This is a genomic window from Streptomyces sp. CBMA29 (genome assembly GCF_014596445.1).
GTDB lineage: Bacteria > Actinomycetota > Actinomycetes > Streptomycetales > Streptomycetaceae > Actinacidiphila.
In genome coordinates, this window is the sequence record NZ_MECL01000002.1 from 64,402 (window position 1) to 78,416 (window position 14,015).

General features: G+C 64.5%; 19 protein-coding genes. 13 read left to right on the plus strand and 6 right to left on the minus strand.

The features are described from left to right. Positions 1 to 255: 255 nt before the first annotated feature. The gene (locus BGM09_RS00470) at positions 256 to 594 is read right to left on the minus strand and encodes a hypothetical protein (protein ID WP_188279300.1); all 339 of its coding nucleotides are present in this window, start codon (positions 592 to 594) and stop codon (positions 256 to 258) included. Between the two features lie 147 nt (positions 595 to 741). Between BGM09_RS00470 and BGM09_RS00475 the strand changes: the two genes are divergently transcribed. Genes BGM09_RS00475 through BGM09_RS00485 form a run of 3 tightly spaced genes read left to right on the plus strand, consistent with a single transcriptional unit; the run spans position 742 to position 1,728 of the window. Continuing rightward, positions 742 to 1,032 (plus strand): hypothetical protein, encoded by a 291-nt coding sequence (locus BGM09_RS00475; RefSeq protein ID WP_188279301.1) that lies wholly within the window; start codon positions 742 to 744, stop codon positions 1,030 to 1,032. Continuing rightward, entirely contained in the window at positions 1,029 to 1,409 is a 381-nt protein-coding gene (locus tag BGM09_RS00480) for a hypothetical protein (RefSeq protein WP_188279302.1), read from the plus strand. The genes BGM09_RS00475 and BGM09_RS00480 overlap by 4 nt, the downstream gene beginning before the upstream one ends. A 46-nt stretch (positions 1,410 to 1,455) precedes the next feature. Beyond that, complete coding sequence (locus tag BGM09_RS00485) at positions 1,456 to 1,728, plus strand: hypothetical protein (RefSeq protein ID WP_188279303.1); 273 nt, start codon at positions 1,456 to 1,458, stop codon at positions 1,726 to 1,728. Between the two features lie 58 nt (positions 1,729 to 1,786). On the opposite strand, the gene BGM09_RS00490 is transcribed toward BGM09_RS00485, so the two are convergent. Continuing rightward, on the minus strand, positions 1,787 to 2,008 hold the full coding sequence (locus BGM09_RS00490; protein WP_188279304.1) for a DUF397 domain-containing protein: 222 nt from the start codon (positions 2,006 to 2,008) through the stop codon (positions 1,787 to 1,789). A 1-nt stretch (position 2,009) separates the two neighbouring features. Further along, on the minus strand, positions 2,010 to 2,873 hold the full coding sequence (locus BGM09_RS00495) for a helix-turn-helix domain-containing protein (protein ID WP_188279305.1): 864 nt from the start codon (positions 2,871 to 2,873) through the stop codon (positions 2,010 to 2,012). Between the two features lie 235 nt (positions 2,874 to 3,108). Between BGM09_RS00495 and BGM09_RS00500 the strand changes: the two genes are divergently transcribed. The 5 genes from BGM09_RS00500 (at position 3,109) to BGM09_RS00520 (ending at position 5,949) form a co-directional block, all read left to right on the plus strand. After that, a complete protein-coding gene (locus BGM09_RS00500) occupies positions 3,109 to 3,597 on the plus strand; it encodes an ATP-binding protein (protein ID WP_223186107.1) in 489 nt (162 codons plus the stop codon). 26 nt (positions 3,598 to 3,623) lie between these two features. After that, complete coding sequence (locus BGM09_RS00505; protein WP_188279307.1) at positions 3,624 to 4,001, plus strand: hypothetical protein; 378 nt, start codon at positions 3,624 to 3,626, stop codon at positions 3,999 to 4,001. 311 nt (positions 4,002 to 4,312) lie between these two features. Continuing rightward, the gene (locus tag BGM09_RS00510; RefSeq protein WP_188279308.1) at positions 4,313 to 4,567 is read left to right on the plus strand and encodes a DUF397 domain-containing protein; all 255 of its coding nucleotides are present in this window, start codon (positions 4,313 to 4,315) and stop codon (positions 4,565 to 4,567) included. A gap of 90 nt (positions 4,568 to 4,657) precedes the next feature. Continuing rightward, positions 4,658 to 5,503, plus strand: coding sequence for a JmjC domain-containing protein (locus BGM09_RS38700; RefSeq protein WP_188279309.1), 846 nt, complete (start codon positions 4,658 to 4,660; stop codon positions 5,501 to 5,503). Between the two features lie 50 nt (positions 5,504 to 5,553). Further along, on the plus strand, positions 5,554 to 5,949 hold the full coding sequence (locus BGM09_RS00520; RefSeq protein WP_223186108.1) for a hypothetical protein: 396 nt from the start codon (positions 5,554 to 5,556) through the stop codon (positions 5,947 to 5,949). Between the two features lie 7 nt (positions 5,950 to 5,956). Here the strand turns inward: BGM09_RS00520 and BGM09_RS00525 are convergent, their stop codons facing one another. The 3 genes from BGM09_RS00525 to BGM09_RS00535 all read right to left on the minus strand — a co-directional run bounded on the left by BGM09_RS00525 (position 5,957) and on the right by BGM09_RS00535 (position 8,193). After that, positions 5,957 to 6,220, minus strand: coding sequence for a hypothetical protein (locus BGM09_RS00525; protein WP_188279310.1), 264 nt, complete (start codon positions 6,218 to 6,220; stop codon positions 5,957 to 5,959). A gap of 270 nt (positions 6,221 to 6,490) precedes the next feature. Beyond that, positions 6,491 to 7,030 (minus strand): KTSC domain-containing protein, encoded by a 540-nt coding sequence (locus tag BGM09_RS37300; RefSeq protein WP_223186109.1) that lies wholly within the window; start codon positions 7,028 to 7,030, stop codon positions 6,491 to 6,493. 68 nt (positions 7,031 to 7,098) lie between these two features. Continuing rightward, a complete protein-coding gene (locus BGM09_RS00535; RefSeq protein WP_188279311.1) occupies positions 7,099 to 8,193 on the minus strand; it encodes a tyrosine-type recombinase/integrase in 1,095 nt (364 codons plus the stop codon). Between the two features lie 104 nt (positions 8,194 to 8,297). On the opposite strand from BGM09_RS00535, the gene BGM09_RS00540 reads away from it, so the two are divergent. From BGM09_RS00540 to BGM09_RS00560, 5 genes are all read left to right on the plus strand, one after another. Further along, on the plus strand, positions 8,298 to 9,833 hold the full coding sequence (locus BGM09_RS00540) for a terminase large subunit domain-containing protein (protein ID WP_188279312.1): 1,536 nt from the start codon (positions 8,298 to 8,300) through the stop codon (positions 9,831 to 9,833). 165 nt (positions 9,834 to 9,998) lie between these two features. Next, entirely contained in the window at positions 9,999 to 10,397 is a 399-nt protein-coding gene (locus tag BGM09_RS00545) for a hypothetical protein (protein ID WP_188279313.1), read from the plus strand. A 1-nt stretch (position 10,398) separates the two neighbouring features. Then, the gene (locus BGM09_RS00550; protein ID WP_188279314.1) at positions 10,399 to 11,004 is read left to right on the plus strand and encodes a hypothetical protein; all 606 of its coding nucleotides are present in this window, start codon (positions 10,399 to 10,401) and stop codon (positions 11,002 to 11,004) included. Positions 11,005 to 11,038: 34 nt separating this feature from the next. Then, a complete protein-coding gene (locus BGM09_RS00555) occupies positions 11,039 to 12,742 on the plus strand; it encodes a phage portal protein (RefSeq protein WP_223186110.1) in 1,704 nt (567 codons plus the stop codon). 16 nt (positions 12,743 to 12,758) lie between these two features. Further along, positions 12,759 to 13,580, plus strand: coding sequence for a hypothetical protein (locus tag BGM09_RS00560; protein ID WP_188279315.1), 822 nt, complete (start codon positions 12,759 to 12,761; stop codon positions 13,578 to 13,580). Positions 13,581 to 14,015: the final 435 nt, after the last annotated feature.

The window sequence follows — 14,015 nt, forward strand, 5'->3', positions numbered from 1 at the left end:
AACCCAGTGCGCCAACTGCGACCTCCCTGTCCAGATGGGCGATCAAGGCGTCCTCATTTCCGGCTACGACGGAACCGGTGTGATCACGACGGCATGGCATCTCGACTGCCACCTCCGGTCCATCATGGGGTGCCCGGCGCACATTCGCGGCGAGGGTACATGCGCGGACGGTCACGGAGGAGCCGTAAGTGCGCCCCGCACACCGGAAGAGAAACGGGCCGAGGCATTGCAGGTCTGGGATCTCCTGCACGCCCGTTAGTCGTCTGTCGGCCCGCCGTCCTCACGCGGCCGGGCCCAGCGCCATTCCTCCCCGTCGAACAGCAGGTCGTTCACGGGGCTCCTGTGGTGCGGGCAGGCGAGCCTAGTGCCCGCTGTTTTCTGGCCGGGGTGCAGTGCCTCCCAACTGACGATCGCGCCCGTGCAGCAGCGCATCAGATCTCCCTGGCGGATGCTCGGGACGTACTCGGGGTCGCCCAGGACGACAGCGGTGTAGGCGTAGCAAGTGTCGCAATAGCCGAATTCGGCGTAGTGCGGCGTGCTGAACGGGTTTTTGCAGTCCGGGCATACGGCACCGGACTCCTGCGTCTGATCCATTGCGGAATAGTAAGGCATCTTTCACCCGCGCCAAGCCGGTGCGATAAAACGATGAGAGATGGCTATGTACACCGTACGGCCTAACGACTCACCGTTTCGAGTGACATGAATCAGCCCGACTCAGCTACAGGGCCTACACTCCCCGCCATGCCTCAGAAGAACAAGCCGCGCACGACGCGCCCGTCACCCCCACTGCCGCCCCAGCCGCCCCTGATTGACCGGGTAGTCAATTGCCTTCACGAATCCGGAGTGGCGGCGCTCGCACTTCGCGATATCGCCCGCATCCTGAACGTTCGTATTACGGCGGTCGACAAAGCAGTTCTCGAACTCAGGAAAAGCCGCATCGTCAACGGAACGCTGGATGCCCTGTACCTCACCAAGCACGGCGAGGCGTACGCACAGCGCAACCGGGGCAGCATCACCGGACTCCGCACGTGAGCGACTGCGTCGCGACCGGCACTGAGCAGCTCCTGGCCGACGTCCTGGCCGCACTCATCACCCACCAGCACCAGCTCCCGCCCGACATCGTCGGACGCGTTTTCCTTGCCGCAGGGCCCGGCCTGCTCCACCGCGTGCCGCCCGGCCGCGTCGACACGCCCCTGCTGCACGGCGGCCCCACCGCCGCCACCGCGCAGACGCACGTGTGGTGGGACGGTCCCGCCCCCTACGCCGGAACCGGCGTCCGCCGCGACCTCGTGGAGGGCGTCCGCGCAGGATGGCGCAGGATATGGCCGGAGGCCAGCCCTCGCTACGCCAGCGTCGCGGCCTGGGTCGCCGCATGCGATGTCGCCAAAATCCTCGACGCCGAAAAATGACCGGCATTATCGGCGTGGCCGGATCATAGGGAAGGAGGAGGTTCTCATGCCCCTGGTACAGCCGCGCCGGACCGGCGGGTGGACGGACGCCCGCCATACGCCCACGCCCACGCCCACGCATGCGCACACCACACTCGACCGCGCGTGGCCGACCGAGCTGCCGTCCGCCGACCAGCTTCCACGCCGACAGCCGGACGCCCCCGGCACGCAGCCGGTACGCGGTTGGCCCACGCGCGGCGCTCTCGGTCTCAGCGCGGCCGTCACCGGCAATCCCGCCAACGCCGACGGCAGAGCCTCGGTCTACGGCATCCCCGGCTGACCGCAGTCAGGACGAAGGGCCCGGCCTCCGGGAGAGGTCGGGCTCTTCGCCGTTGCGCCTAGACGCTCTTCTGCCCCGCGAATTCGGCGAACGCCGTCCAGGCGTCCGCCGAGAACCGCAGCACCGGTCCCTGTGGGTCCTTGGAGTCACGCACTGCCATACCGGCGGTGTGCCCGTCGGCAACGAGCGGCGTCACCTCTACACATGCCTGCTGGGCGTCCTGGCTGGCGCTGGCCTTGAACCAAGCCGCGTCAGTCAGGTCAATGGTTTCGAGTCTCATGTCACAGTCCCTTACGAATTTCTTCTAGAAGTGCCAGCGAGTCGTCGCTGTCCAGAGCCGCTCCGGAAAGAGCCGAGAAACGGCGCTGTCCTAGCGCGACTTCCTCTCTCTTCTCCTCGAAGGAGATAGCGTCGCCAACGTCGGAGTGCAGAACCGTCGGCCGCGTGTCTCCAAATTCGAGGATTGAGAAATCACCGCACAGCGCGGTGGCTGCCCCCGCCGAGAAGGGCAGGATCTGAAATGTCACGTCCTTCCGGAGAGCTGCCCAGCGTAGATGCGCGAGCTGGCCCTGCATCGCCTGGGTACCGCCCACCACTGTACGCAGGACACCTTCCGTGATCAGGACGTGGACGCCGAGTAGCGCGGGCTGGCTGAACAGCTCTTCCCCTCTGCGCTGTCGAACCTCGATCAGCGCAGAGGTACGGTCGGTGCCCCGCTCCTCCACGCGGAACGCGAAGAGCGCCTCCGTGTAGGCACGCGTCTGCAACCAGCCGGGCACTGCGCTGCTAGACGCGGTGCAGATGTGTTCGACCATGCTTTCGTAGTCGATGAGCTGCTCCAGGCTCCTCGACATGTACGCCAGATACGAGTCCCACCAAGCGCCACCGGCCCGTTTCCCGTCAGCGATCAATTGACGAAACGCGTCGCGATTCTCCGCAGCCACCGTGTAGAGGTCGAGCATCGCTGTAAGTTCGTCGTCGGACGGCCATCCCCGGCCGCGTTCCAGGTACGACAGTCGGTGCCGCCCGGTAAATCCCAGCCGCTCGGCTGCGGTCGGTTGGTCGAGACCTGTCGCAGCACGCAGTTGCTTGAGCAGAACAGCGAAGGCGCTCATCGCCCGCACCTCAGCGGTCTTGACGGGCATGACTCTCCCTGGGCGGCTGGCAGATTGGCATATGTAGCAGGGTAGCTTGCCGCACTGGAGTCAACAGCGCGGCAGGTCTGATCAACGGCCCGGCGTAGCACAGGTCTTGAGACGCTGTCACTCGTGCGGGGCCTCTTGACCGGAACATTTCGCGTTGGGGTTGCGCGCGCAGTGCGCGCGCACTCACACTAGCCGGTACGCGACTCTGCGCGTCGGGCACGTGACGAATTGCTAGATGTGCCGTGGGGCGCGCTCTGCACAGGAGGTCAGATCCGTGATCAGCGCCACCACTGAGTCACCCCCACCCACAGAGGCCCCTCGCCCGTGCGGCCCGCTCTACGCCGCGTGCGGTTTCCCCCCGGAGCTGGCGTCGGTCCCCCACTGCCGCGTCTGGTTGGCCAAGCGTTTATCCGAGCTGCGGGTCGTGGGGGAGCCGGTCGATGTGCTCCTCCTCATCGCGGACGAGCTTGCGGCGAACGCCGTCCGCCACGGTTGTGGGGAGTTCGAGATCCTGTGCTATCAGCCGTACGGCGGGTGTGTGCGCATCGCGGTCCGTGACTGGGAGCCCAGGCAACCGAAGCTCCGTGAGGCGACGGAGGACGCGGAGACCGGCCGGGGCCTGCACCTGGTAGCCGCATTGTCGGAGTGGTGGGGTTTTCAGCCGCTTCCGACCGGCAAGGTCGTGATGGCCGACGCGCGGGCGACCGACGTGCGAGTGGCCTGATGTCCCCGCACCCCGTAAGCGAGCGCGTGGCGTTCCGGATTCTCGAAATCCGCGACGGCGACGACGAGTACGACGTGCAGGTGCGCGGCACCCACCTGGCCGAGCTGGCTCTCCAGGTACTCCCCCATCTGACGACTCGTGAGCTGGCGGTCCTTGGCATCGCGGTCCTGCGAAGGACACGTGGTGCCGATCCGGGGGCCGCCGACCTGCTGACGTACCTCTCGGGCATATCGGCTATGCCCGACGTGCCCGCCGCGCACCCGAGCGTCTCCCCCTTTGACGCTCGGGCCGCGCTGGCGGCAACGACTCCCGCGCTGGCGGCTGCGGCTCAGCCCGCCGGTGCGGAAGGTCTGGCGGCGGCTGCGTCATCTGCCCCAGACGCTCCGGTGCCAACGCCGGAGTAACCGGACCTCCCCGGCCGTCCCTTCAGGAGACGGGCGTGGCCGGGGAGGTCCCGGTCCCCGAATACGGCTTTCCCTAACGCCCTAGCGAGGAATGCTGGCCTGAAGCGCCTGTGACTGCACACTGAGCACGGTTACCGGATTGGCTTTTACCATTTCAGCCAGTCCGGAAATTCTCATGCCTCCAAGAATAACGGCACGCATTGAATTGAGCCAATAACTGCGGCAGCCTTCCAATTTGTCTTCCAGCGGGTCTAGCCTCGTTTTCAGCGGCCCGCACGGTCGCTGAACGAGTCTCCCAGAAGGGCGTTTCTATGAGCACGAACAACAACCACACCGCGAGGGTCCTGTCCGAATTCACCGTCGAGGGGTTCGACGGCGTGACGTGGGTCAAGTCATCCGCGTCGACCCCCGGCACCCTGGACGACTCCGTGGCACTGGCCAAGCTGCCCGACGGTGACATCGCGCTGGCCGACACCAAGACCGGCGCCGCGCTGACGTTCAACCCCGGCGAGCTGGCTGCGTGGATCGAGGGCGCCAAGAACGGCGAGTTCGACCACCTGATCTGACCGAGCAGCACCACCCCGCAGACCGGCGGCCTCCCCGGAAACCCCGTGGGGAGGCCGCCGCCGCATTCCCCCGTACGAACGGAGACATTCGTGTCAGCCATTTCCGAACTCACCGGCCACGGCGGCACCTTCGCCGACGGCTGGCCCGCTACGCCGCAGGTCTACACCGCCTCCATGGACCTGTCGAGCCTGTTCTCCCCTGAGGCGGCCCGAACCGTCCTCACCGACCCGCAGTACCGGCCCAAGTCGATGGGCATGGTCCGCGACGGCGCCCTGACCGGCGAGCCGAGCGACGCCGAGCACGACAAGAGCACCCTCGGGCTCAACGGCATGCACGTGGCGTGGCCGCCGATCGCCGAGTTCGCCAGCCGCTTGTCGGTGGAGCTGGGGCACCCGATGACCGGCAACGTCTACCGGACGCCCCCGAACAGCCGGGGGTACGGCCCTCACTGGGACACCCATCATGTCTTCCTCGCCCAGGTGACCGGGCTGAAGCACTGGCACCTGTTCGAGCCCGTGTTCCCGACCCCCGGCGAGGAGCACAACTGGGTGTCGGTCGGCATCACCGACGAGCAGCGTAAGCACTTCCTCAACGACAGCCCGGACATCTCGGTCGGCCTCCGCGCCGGGCAGGTGCTGTACATACCGCGCGGCTGGATTCACTTCGGGGACACCAGCGACGAGCAGAGCCTGCACGTCACCCTGGGCGCGCACCTCACCGACCGCTCTTGGCTGCTCGGGCAATTGCTGGACGCGGCCCGCGTCGACCCTTCGATCCGCGTCGAGCTGCCGCCGCTGCTCGGCGAGAGCGACTTCGAAGATCACGTGGGCGACGCGGCCTCCGCGTTCCTGGAGTGGCTCGGCACTCCGGCCGGGGCCGAGGCCGTCCGCTCGCTGGCACAGCGCAGCAGTGACCGGGCTCGGACGACGCAGTGACGGAGAAGCCCGGCTAGGCTGGACCCCATCGGAGGCAGGACGGCGTGCCTATGGATCGAGACGGCAGCGAGGCCATGGCGGGACGACATCGGCGTGACACCCGGCAGCGGTGCAACTTCTGCGGCGCGATTGAGGGTGATCCGCTGCCTCGTCATCAGACGGAATTCCCCATTCCTAACGCTAGATCTTGGTTTCCGGACATGGTCACGCTGATCCAGGATCTGGAGGAATACGCTGATCGCGATCGTATTTTCCAGGGTGAACGGGGCCCGAACAACCCGCTGAATAATTTCCTTGTCTGGTGTCTTTCCTGCGCGATAGCAATGGACGAGGCCGGGGACGGGATCGTTAGTTTCAGGGAATTCGGCTGGGAGCAGAGTCCCGACGAGGGCCCCTACTCTCGTTACCTCGCGGGAAAGCAGACGGTGAAGAAGCCGCCGCCGTGATATTGAGTCAGATCTTCCGCGCGGACGACGACCGGTTGCTGCGCTGGTCTAGTTCTTCGAGGATGGCCACGAGGCTGACAATATCGGTACGGGCCTCGGAAAGCGCCAGGATGTCCTGGGTCCTCTCGTACGCCTCCCGCATCCGCTGGGAGGCGTAGAGCGTGGTTTCCCACCAGGCGAGCAGGTCGGCCTCAGGGAGGCGCTGTACGCGCTTCTGGGCCTTCGTCCAGGCCATGTGTTCGGCCAGCCGTTGACGGACGTTAGGGAGCATCCGGGCCCCTCCGGAAGTGCGGCAGTAGCGCCCCGTCGTCGCCGAGGGCGCTACTGCCGCCGTTGCGCGTCAGCCCGAGCGCAAAGCGAATCGCGGTCGTCTCGTCGGAAACTGTGCCCGTCCACCGGCCGATGACGATGCCGTGCCGGTGGAGTCGGATCACGAGCGCGCGGTCGCATTGGCGGTAGGGGGGTTCCACTTCCTGGTGGTAGGTCGTGTAGAGGCGGGGCCAGCCGCGCAGGCAGCGGGTCGTGGTCAGCAGGGGCATTGTCACCAGCTCGCCGGGGTGTAGTTCTTGCTGTTGAGGACAGCGTTGATGTATTTGCCGGGTGACGGGCCGTCGCGGACCGTGCGCCATTCGGAGCGGGTCACGCCGTAATACTCGTAGCCGATGCCGTCTTCGTATTGTCCGGGTGCGATTTTCTGTCCCCGGAATCGAATGAAGAGCGTTTTCGACTGCGAATCCCAGCCCGCTGCCAGGGTTCGGGGCCTCGGCGGGTTGGAGGTGTTCGTCGGCCGGGTGGTCAGCAGGAGTGAGTCGTCTCCGGCGAATGCGCGGCGCAGGGCCTCTGCCTTGCCCTGGGACATCCGCTGTGTGGCCCGGTCGATCGCGCTGTCCAGCTCCTGCCGGTCGGCAGGGTTGGAGTGCACGGTCGGCGGGGCGGGCTCCGGAATCAGGTGCCCGAACATCGCGCGCTCGTAGCGGCTCAGTCCGCCTGCGCCGGTGTTCTCCTGGCGGCCGGAGTGGGGCTGCTCGGGCGGCTGTGCGCCGCCGCCGGGGCCGAGCGGGCGCCTGTGGTGGGGTGGCATGGAAAGGCCCTCCGTTTCTCTCGCCGATGTCTCACGGTAGGAGCGGAGGGTCTGTTCCTGATATTGACTCAGCCCTTGATGGTTTCCCCTTGGGTTGACCAGTCGATTCCGAGCGGGTTTGTGGCGCCACGTGGCAGGCGCTTGGCGCGGTTGGCGTATCCCAGGGTCGTGTTTGTGTTGCGGTGCCCGTAGTAGTCGCTGACCTGGTGGTCCTTGGCGTCGGGGTGCCGGAGGGAGTAGATAATGGACGTGTATCGCAGAAGGTGCGGGTGCAGTTTTTCGCCCCGTACACCGGATACGACTCCGAGTTCCTTCACAATGGTGCGGAGTGTGACGGAGCTGACCCCGCCGCGCTCCAGTTCGCCGGTCTCCGGGTTTCTCCGCTGGCGCCCGTCGCTGACGATGAGCGGACCAGTTTTCCGGTCGCCGATGTATGCGAGGAGTACCGGTGCTACCGCGTAGGGGACGTCGATGGTGGTCCAACGCCAATTCTTTCGCTGGAAGCGCAGCCGCATCTGATTTTTGTCGTGCCAGCGGAGATTTTCGACGCGTGCTTTCTCCAGCTCTTCGCAACGCAGTCCCATTCCCACAAATATGGCGAAGACCGCCAAGCTTCGCTGAGTGGGAACGGTGAGGCGTACTTCTCCTGTGGCTCCGCCTTTGGCGATTCTGCGGATGGCTTCGATCTCGTGCGGCAGCAGGGTCTCCTTGATGACCTCTTCGCCCTCGTCTCCTGAGGGCTGCCGTCCGCGCCTCCTAGTGACAGGGTTGTGCCGTACAGGGCAGCCGGGGCGTTCGACGCAGTAGGAGTAAAAGGACGATATCGCAGCCCTTTTGACTGCGATCGTTTTTGCCTTGTAAGGAAGCGTCCCGGACTTGCACTCCAATACGCAGCTTCCGGGGTGTCCGTCCCAGTGTTTCGAGGACAGGTACACCTCGTACTCGCGGAAATCCTCCGGCGCCACGTCGAGAAGATCGACCTCCGGATAATATCTGCGCATCCACACCATGAACTGTCCGATGTTCACGCGGTAGTCGTGCTGGGTGTCGCCTTTGTATTCGGCGAGGAAATCAGCGAGCCAGTCGGCGGCGTCTTTATCCGAGTTGCGAGGGCGGCTCCGCCGGGCCCAGGAGGGGGCGGTGCTTGTGGAGGTCTCATCCATAGCCGGACCCTAGCACCTTACTTGCGAAAAAACCGAGATTGCCGAAAGTCAAGCGGCCCATACGTCATTATCTGTCCCATTTTGTTCCGCTTTAGCCTGCGCAGATGCAGACACCAGCAGCAGCGGACATCAGCATCGGCACGGCTCCGGCCGCCGACGCCACCCCCCTGCGCCGTGTCGCCCAGGTCGCCGACATCATCGAAAAGATTCTGCTCGTCATCGATGAGCTGTCGGGGCACCCTCTGCGGCCCTACCAGAAGCCGCTGGCATACAGGATTCTGGAAAGCCTCATCATCGAGGACAACAGCAAAATCACGGCGCTGTGGTCCCGGCAGAGCGGAAAATCCGAGACGGTTGCAGACACCGTCGCCGGTGCCGCCATCATGCTCCCCATCCTCGCGAAAATGTTTCCCGACTTGCTGGGGAAATTCAAAGAGGGGCTCTGGGTCGGCGTATTCGCTCCTACGGATGACATGAGTGACACGCTTTTCTCCCGCATCGTCTACCGGATGACATCGGAGCGCGCGCAGGAGATCCTCAACGACCCGGAGATCGATGAGCGCCTGGACGGGCGCGGAAAGCTGATCCGCCTCAAAAAATCCGGCAGTCTGATCCGCAAGCAGACCGCCCACCCCAAGGCGAAAATTGAGGGCCAGACGTACCACCTGGTCGTCATTGACGAGTCACAGGACGCGGACGACCGCGTGGTGAACAAGTCCATCGCGCCCATGCTCGCCGCGACGGCCGGAACGCTGGTGATGACGGGCACCCCCTCGTACACCAAAAGTGGCTTCTACTCCCAGATCCAGATCAACAAGCGCGCAGGCACCAAGCGCGGCGCGGCGCGGAATCACTTCGAGGTGGACTGGAAGACGGTCGCCAAGTATTTCCCGCAATACGGTAAGTCCGTGCGCGGCGAAATGGAGCGCCTAGGCGAGGACTCGGACGAATTCAAATTGTCCTACCGCCTGATCTGGCTCCTCGACAGGGGCATGCTCATCACCGCCGACCGTTTCGATTCCCTCGGCGACACCACCATGCAGACGATCCCCGACTGGTACCGCACGCCCGTCGTGGTCGGCATCGACCCGGCACGCAAAAAGGACTCCACCATCGTCACGGCTTGCTGGGTCAACTGGGATTATCCGAATCGCCATGGGCAGTACGAACACCGCGTACTCAACTGGCTCGATCTCCAGGGCCAGGAATGGGAGTCCCAGTATTACCGCATCGTGGACTTCCTCTCCCACTACAACGTCCTCGCCGTCGGCATCGACGTCGGCGGCCTCGGCGATGTTGTCGCATCCCGACTGAAGGTACTCATGCCGGAAACGAACATCGTGGAACTCAAGAGCGACCGCACGAATCAGACGAAGCGCTGGAGCCACATGATGGACCTGCTCAACAAACAACTCGTCGTGTGGCCCGCCCACGCCCGCACCCGCAGTCGGAAAACGTGGCAGCGCTTCCGCGCACAGATGGAGGACGCGGAACTGACGTACCAGGGCCCGCATATTCTCGTCGCCGCGCCCGACACGGAGGCGGCACACGACGATTACGTGGACTCACTGGCCAACGCCCTGTACCTCACGGCGGACCTGCAACTGCCGGAGGCCGAAATGGTCAACACGCCATGGTGATCCCCTACCCGATGTGCGACTGGTGCGGGGAATGCATTTGCTGCCCCGCTCACACCTGCGCCGACTGTCAGGCGGAAACCGGACCCCTGGAGCGGGCAATTATCACCCCTGAAAATGAGCGGCTTAGCGTCGTGGCTGAGACGTCTCACCTTTCAGGAGGCCGCCATGGCGACCAGCCCGCTCGCGCCCGATCCGGAATTCTCGGAGACCGCTGACCGCGCCTACGAACAGCGCACCGCTCCGAACACAGCCCGAAAAGGCCCGCTGCGCTTTCAGGAAGGTATCGTCACCGACACCGACGTGCCCAACGAATTCTCTCGCGGCGTGACGCAGGGATACGTGACACCTCCGGGACGCCCGAACCAAAATTCGAATGTCTTCGAAAAGCCCGCCGAAGAGACCACCCGCGAGCGCGCCCACATGGGAAGCGCCTCGTGGGTCGAGGCCCCCACCTACCTCGGAGCATTCGCCGGGGGCGCCGGTCCCGAGGCCGAGCAGAGGTTCATCCGTGACACACGCAACGGCGGCCGGTACGAACGCCGCAACTACGCGCGGATCGACTGACGTGGGCAGCACGAGCTACGCGGGAATCCCGTACCCGGAACTGCCGAACACCCCCAACGTGCCCGCAGACATGCAGGCCCTGGCCGCGAGGCTCGACACGGTCCTGTCCAGCCTCATCGGCGGCGGCACGCTGCCCGGCACCCCGCTGAACCTGGGCCAGGTGCCGGGGCAGATCAGCACTCTCAATGCCCGGCCGGTCGTCCAGCAGGCATTCGTGGCCCGTCGCAGCGACGCCTACACAATCACCAGCAACCAGAACCAGACCGAGCGAACCCTTCAGACGCTCACGATTGCGTCGCAGCCGTACCTGCGAATGATGCTCGTCTACGCGGCAAGCAGTTTCGACTATCTCACCGCCACCACGGACTATCTGAGCAGCCGCATCCTGATCGGGGGCCAGGAAGGCGCATCGGCCGCGATGTCCGGGCGTACCGCCGCTTTCAGCAGTTTCTGCATGCAGACACTCGCGTCCGGTACAGGCGTGACTCTCTCGCAGACGGTCCAGGCGGATGCGACCACCGCCACCAATCACACGGCAACGCTGGAAAAGCCCGCAGTTCTGTACGCGCTCCTTTTGCCGTGGTTCGGCACGGCATTCGCTGGCTAATCCCTCTCGTGCCTTCGAGAGGAGGTGACGCCCCATGTCCGTCAATTTCGTGTCACCGTCGATGCGTGCCGCTGCCAGCGATCTGACGATCTCCGTCAGCCCGCTCGGCCTGGTAGAGCTTGCCGACGAGGAATTCGAGGTCCACGGACCACGCCTGACCCGGTATGCCAACGCGTTCGCTTTCTATTTGGGGCATCACTGGGCGTACAAGCGGGAGGCCGGAGAGCCCGCCGTCACGATCAATTACGTTGGCGCGCTCTCCCGGTACCTGAACAATTTCTGTTTCGGACGTGGGGTCCAGTTCGCCGTCGAGGAGAAGTACGAGCACATCACGCCCTCGCTGCTCGACCGCATCTGGAACACCGACAATGACAAACAGACCGTTCTCTGGCAGATGGCGGAGAACGGCGGCGTCACCGGTGACAGCTTCGTGAAGGTTGCGTACGAAGGGCCGTGGGTGGATTCCATCAACGTCTACCACCCAGGACGTGTACGCATCCTGCCGCTGAACTCGGCCCAGGTGTTTCCCGAGTATCACCCCCATGACCGCGACCGGTTGCTTCGCGTGAAGATCCGCTACAAGTTCTGGGGAACCAGTCTTGAGGGCACGCGGCAGGTTTACACCTACACGGAGATCATCACGGATTCCTGGATCGAGGAATACGTCAACGATGAACTCCTCGACGCCCGCGAGAATCCGGCCGGTGAGATCCCGGTCGTTCACATCCCGAATGTCAGCGTCTCGGGGTCGCCGTGGGGCCTGTCCGACATCACCGACCTGATCCCGCTCAACCGCGAGTTCAACGAGCAGGCCACGAACATCTCCGACATCATCTCGTACCACGCTGCCCCGGTCACCATCATCACGGGCGCCAAGGCATCGAACCTGGAGAAGGGGCCCCGGAAGATCTGGGGAGGACTGCCCAAGGACAGTCAGGTATTCAATTTGGAGAATGGCGTTGATCTCCAGTGGCCGATCGAGTACCTGAACTTTCTCAAGCGGTCCATGCACGAGATCTCCGGCGTCCCGGAGAGTGCCCTCGGCCAGATGCAGCCGATCTCCAACACTTCGGGGGTTGCCCTGGCCATCATGTATCTGCCGGTGGTCCAAAAGAGCAAGGTCAAACACCAGCAGTACGGCAAGGGCCTACGCAAGATCAACGAGCTGGCTCTCAAAACGCTTTTCATCTACGAGCCGCTGGCCATGCTGTACAACCCCGACTCCGAGGGAATCGTCACCGACCCGGAGACGCAGCCCCTGGTCCTGGATTTCGCCGACCCCGCCGTCTACCAGGTGTCCTGCGAATGGCCCCAGCCACTGCCGGTCGACGTCCTGGTCAAGTTGAATGAACTGCAAGCCAAAATGGCACTCGGCCTTGAGTCCCGTCGCGGGGCTCTGCGAGAGCTGGGTGTGGAGTTCGTGGACGAGAAGATGCAGGAGATCTTTGACGAGCGTCTGCTCGAAGCACGCGAGGACGCGGCCCTGCAATTTATTAAGGCCAAATTCAACTCTGTTATCTTGCAGTCGACGGGAATCCTGCCTGAGGGCAGCGAAGCGGCCCCGCCTTCACCGAATGCCGGTTCTGATCCGGATGGCGCGAGCACAGCCGGTCCTCTCCCTGGTCTTCCTGGGATGGGAACGGCGGACAGCAACTCGGTCCTGAGTGAACTCGTGACTCTCTCCGCAGGCACCAAATTGGCGCAGCGGAGAAATCCGGACAAAGACTCGAACGACTAGCACGAGGTAAAGGCGCATGACAATTCCGGTAGTGACTCCCGCCGGTCCGGCAGACCCGACAACGACGACGCCGGGCCAGGCCCCGGTCGGAGAAAGCGTCCGCGTCCAGGAACCGGCCGCTGAGCCCGCCAAGCCCGGCCCGGCCACCGGCGAGCCCCAGTTCACCGCCGAGCAGATCGAGGCCGCCCGCCGCCAGGAGAAGGACAAGCTCAACCGCCTGGAACAGGGGGACACGGAGCGCAAGGCCCTCCTGGAGGAGCTGTCCACACTGCGTGCGGAGCGCGAGGAGCGCGCCGCCGCAGAAGCCAAGCGGGAGGCCGAGGCCGAGGATGCGGCCAAGGCGAAGCGCGAGGCGGACATGTCCGCCAAGAGCCTGCTGGAGCAGCGCACCCAGGAGTGGGAGGAACGTTTCGCCACCATGGAGCGCGAGCGCGCGACGGAGCGGGAAACCCTTGCGAAAGAGGCGGAATACAACCGGCTCCGCGCCTATGCCCAGGAGCGCGTCTCCGCTGAGCGGGACAGCATCGCGCCGGAGCTGCACGACCTCATCAACGGCAATACGCAGGAGGAGATCGACGCCAGCGTAGAGCTGATGAAGTCCAAAACTCAGGCGATTCTGGATTCGGTCCAGCAGGCACAGACGGCCGCGCGCTCCCAGATGCGCGGAGTGTCGGCGACCGGGTTCACCTCTCAGGGCCCCCTGGACAGCGACGGGGGTTATCGGAATCTCTCGGCCGAGGACATCAAGAACATGCCCATGGCGGAGTACCAGAAATATCGTTCACAGCTACTCGGAGCTGCGTCAGAGCAACACCGCCAGCGCGGGATCTTCGGCTGACGCCGACCGCCGCGATAAGACTCCGAGAGGCTCACCATGGCATCCGGTATCACCGGCACTCCCGTACTGAGTGCCACCCCCACGGCGTATGACAACGCCTCCTCGTCCCGGCTGACTCCGGCAATCCAGACCATCTGGTCGAAGGAGGTGCTATTCCAGGCCATGCCTGTTCTCCGGTCGTGGGCCGCCTGACAGAGCAATCTGTCAGTGAAAAACCCGAGAATTGCTGGGATCTCCCGCTAGACCGCAGCACCACAACGTGGGGCGAAAGCCCGAGCGTGATGGTTCGAAAAGCTGAGGGTAGGGACAATCAGCAGCCGAGCCCGCCTGGCGCAAGTCGACGGGAAGGTTCACAGACTATGTACGGGTTGCCCCACGCGGGCAAAGATATAGTCGGGTCTCACGTGAGAGCGTGAGAGCCAGGCAGAAATGACC

Excerpts from the sequence above, each read along its gene's own strand:
- BGM09_RS00535 (WP_188279311.1), bottom strand. The coding sequence starts at position 8,193 with ATGGATGAGACCTCCACAAGCACCGCCCCCTCCTGGGCCCGGCGGAGC.
- BGM09_RS00490 (WP_188279304.1), bottom strand. The coding sequence starts at position 2,008 with ATGAGACTCGAAACCATTGACCTGACTGACGCGGCTTGGTTCAAGGCC.
- BGM09_RS00470 (WP_188279300.1), bottom strand. The coding sequence starts at position 594 with ATGGATCAGACGCAGGAGTCCGGTGCCGTATGCCCGGACTGCAAAAAC.
- BGM09_RS00495 (WP_188279305.1), bottom strand. The coding sequence starts at position 2,873 with ATGCCCGTCAAGACCGCTGAGGTGCGGGCGATGAGCGCCTTCGCTGTT.
- BGM09_RS00555 (WP_223186110.1), top strand. The coding sequence starts at position 11,039 with ATGTCCGTCAATTTCGTGTCACCGTCGATGCGTGCCGCTGCCAGCGAT.
- BGM09_RS00560 (WP_188279315.1), top strand. The coding sequence starts at position 12,759 with ATGACAATTCCGGTAGTGACTCCCGCCGGTCCGGCAGACCCGACAACG.
- BGM09_RS00500 (WP_223186107.1), top strand. The coding sequence starts at position 3,109 with ATGTGCCGTGGGGCGCGCTCTGCACAGGAGGTCAGATCCGTGATCAGC.
- BGM09_RS00545 (WP_188279313.1), top strand. The coding sequence starts at position 9,999 with ATGGCGACCAGCCCGCTCGCGCCCGATCCGGAATTCTCGGAGACCGCT.
- BGM09_RS00520 (WP_223186108.1), top strand. The coding sequence starts at position 5,554 with ATGGATCGAGACGGCAGCGAGGCCATGGCGGGACGACATCGGCGTGAC.
- BGM09_RS00475 (WP_188279301.1), top strand. The coding sequence starts at position 742 with ATGCCTCAGAAGAACAAGCCGCGCACGACGCGCCCGTCACCCCCACTG.
- BGM09_RS00540 (WP_188279312.1), top strand. The coding sequence starts at position 8,298 with ATGCAGACACCAGCAGCAGCGGACATCAGCATCGGCACGGCTCCGGCC.
- BGM09_RS00510 (WP_188279308.1), top strand. The coding sequence starts at position 4,313 with ATGAGCACGAACAACAACCACACCGCGAGGGTCCTGTCCGAATTCACC.
- BGM09_RS37300 (WP_223186109.1), bottom strand. The coding sequence starts at position 7,030 with ATGCCACCCCACCACAGGCGCCCGCTCGGCCCCGGCGGCGGCGCACAG.
- BGM09_RS00525 (WP_188279310.1), bottom strand. The coding sequence starts at position 6,220 with ATGCTCCCTAACGTCCGTCAACGGCTGGCCGAACACATGGCCTGGACG.
- BGM09_RS00485 (WP_188279303.1), top strand. The coding sequence starts at position 1,456 with ATGCCCCTGGTACAGCCGCGCCGGACCGGCGGGTGGACGGACGCCCGC.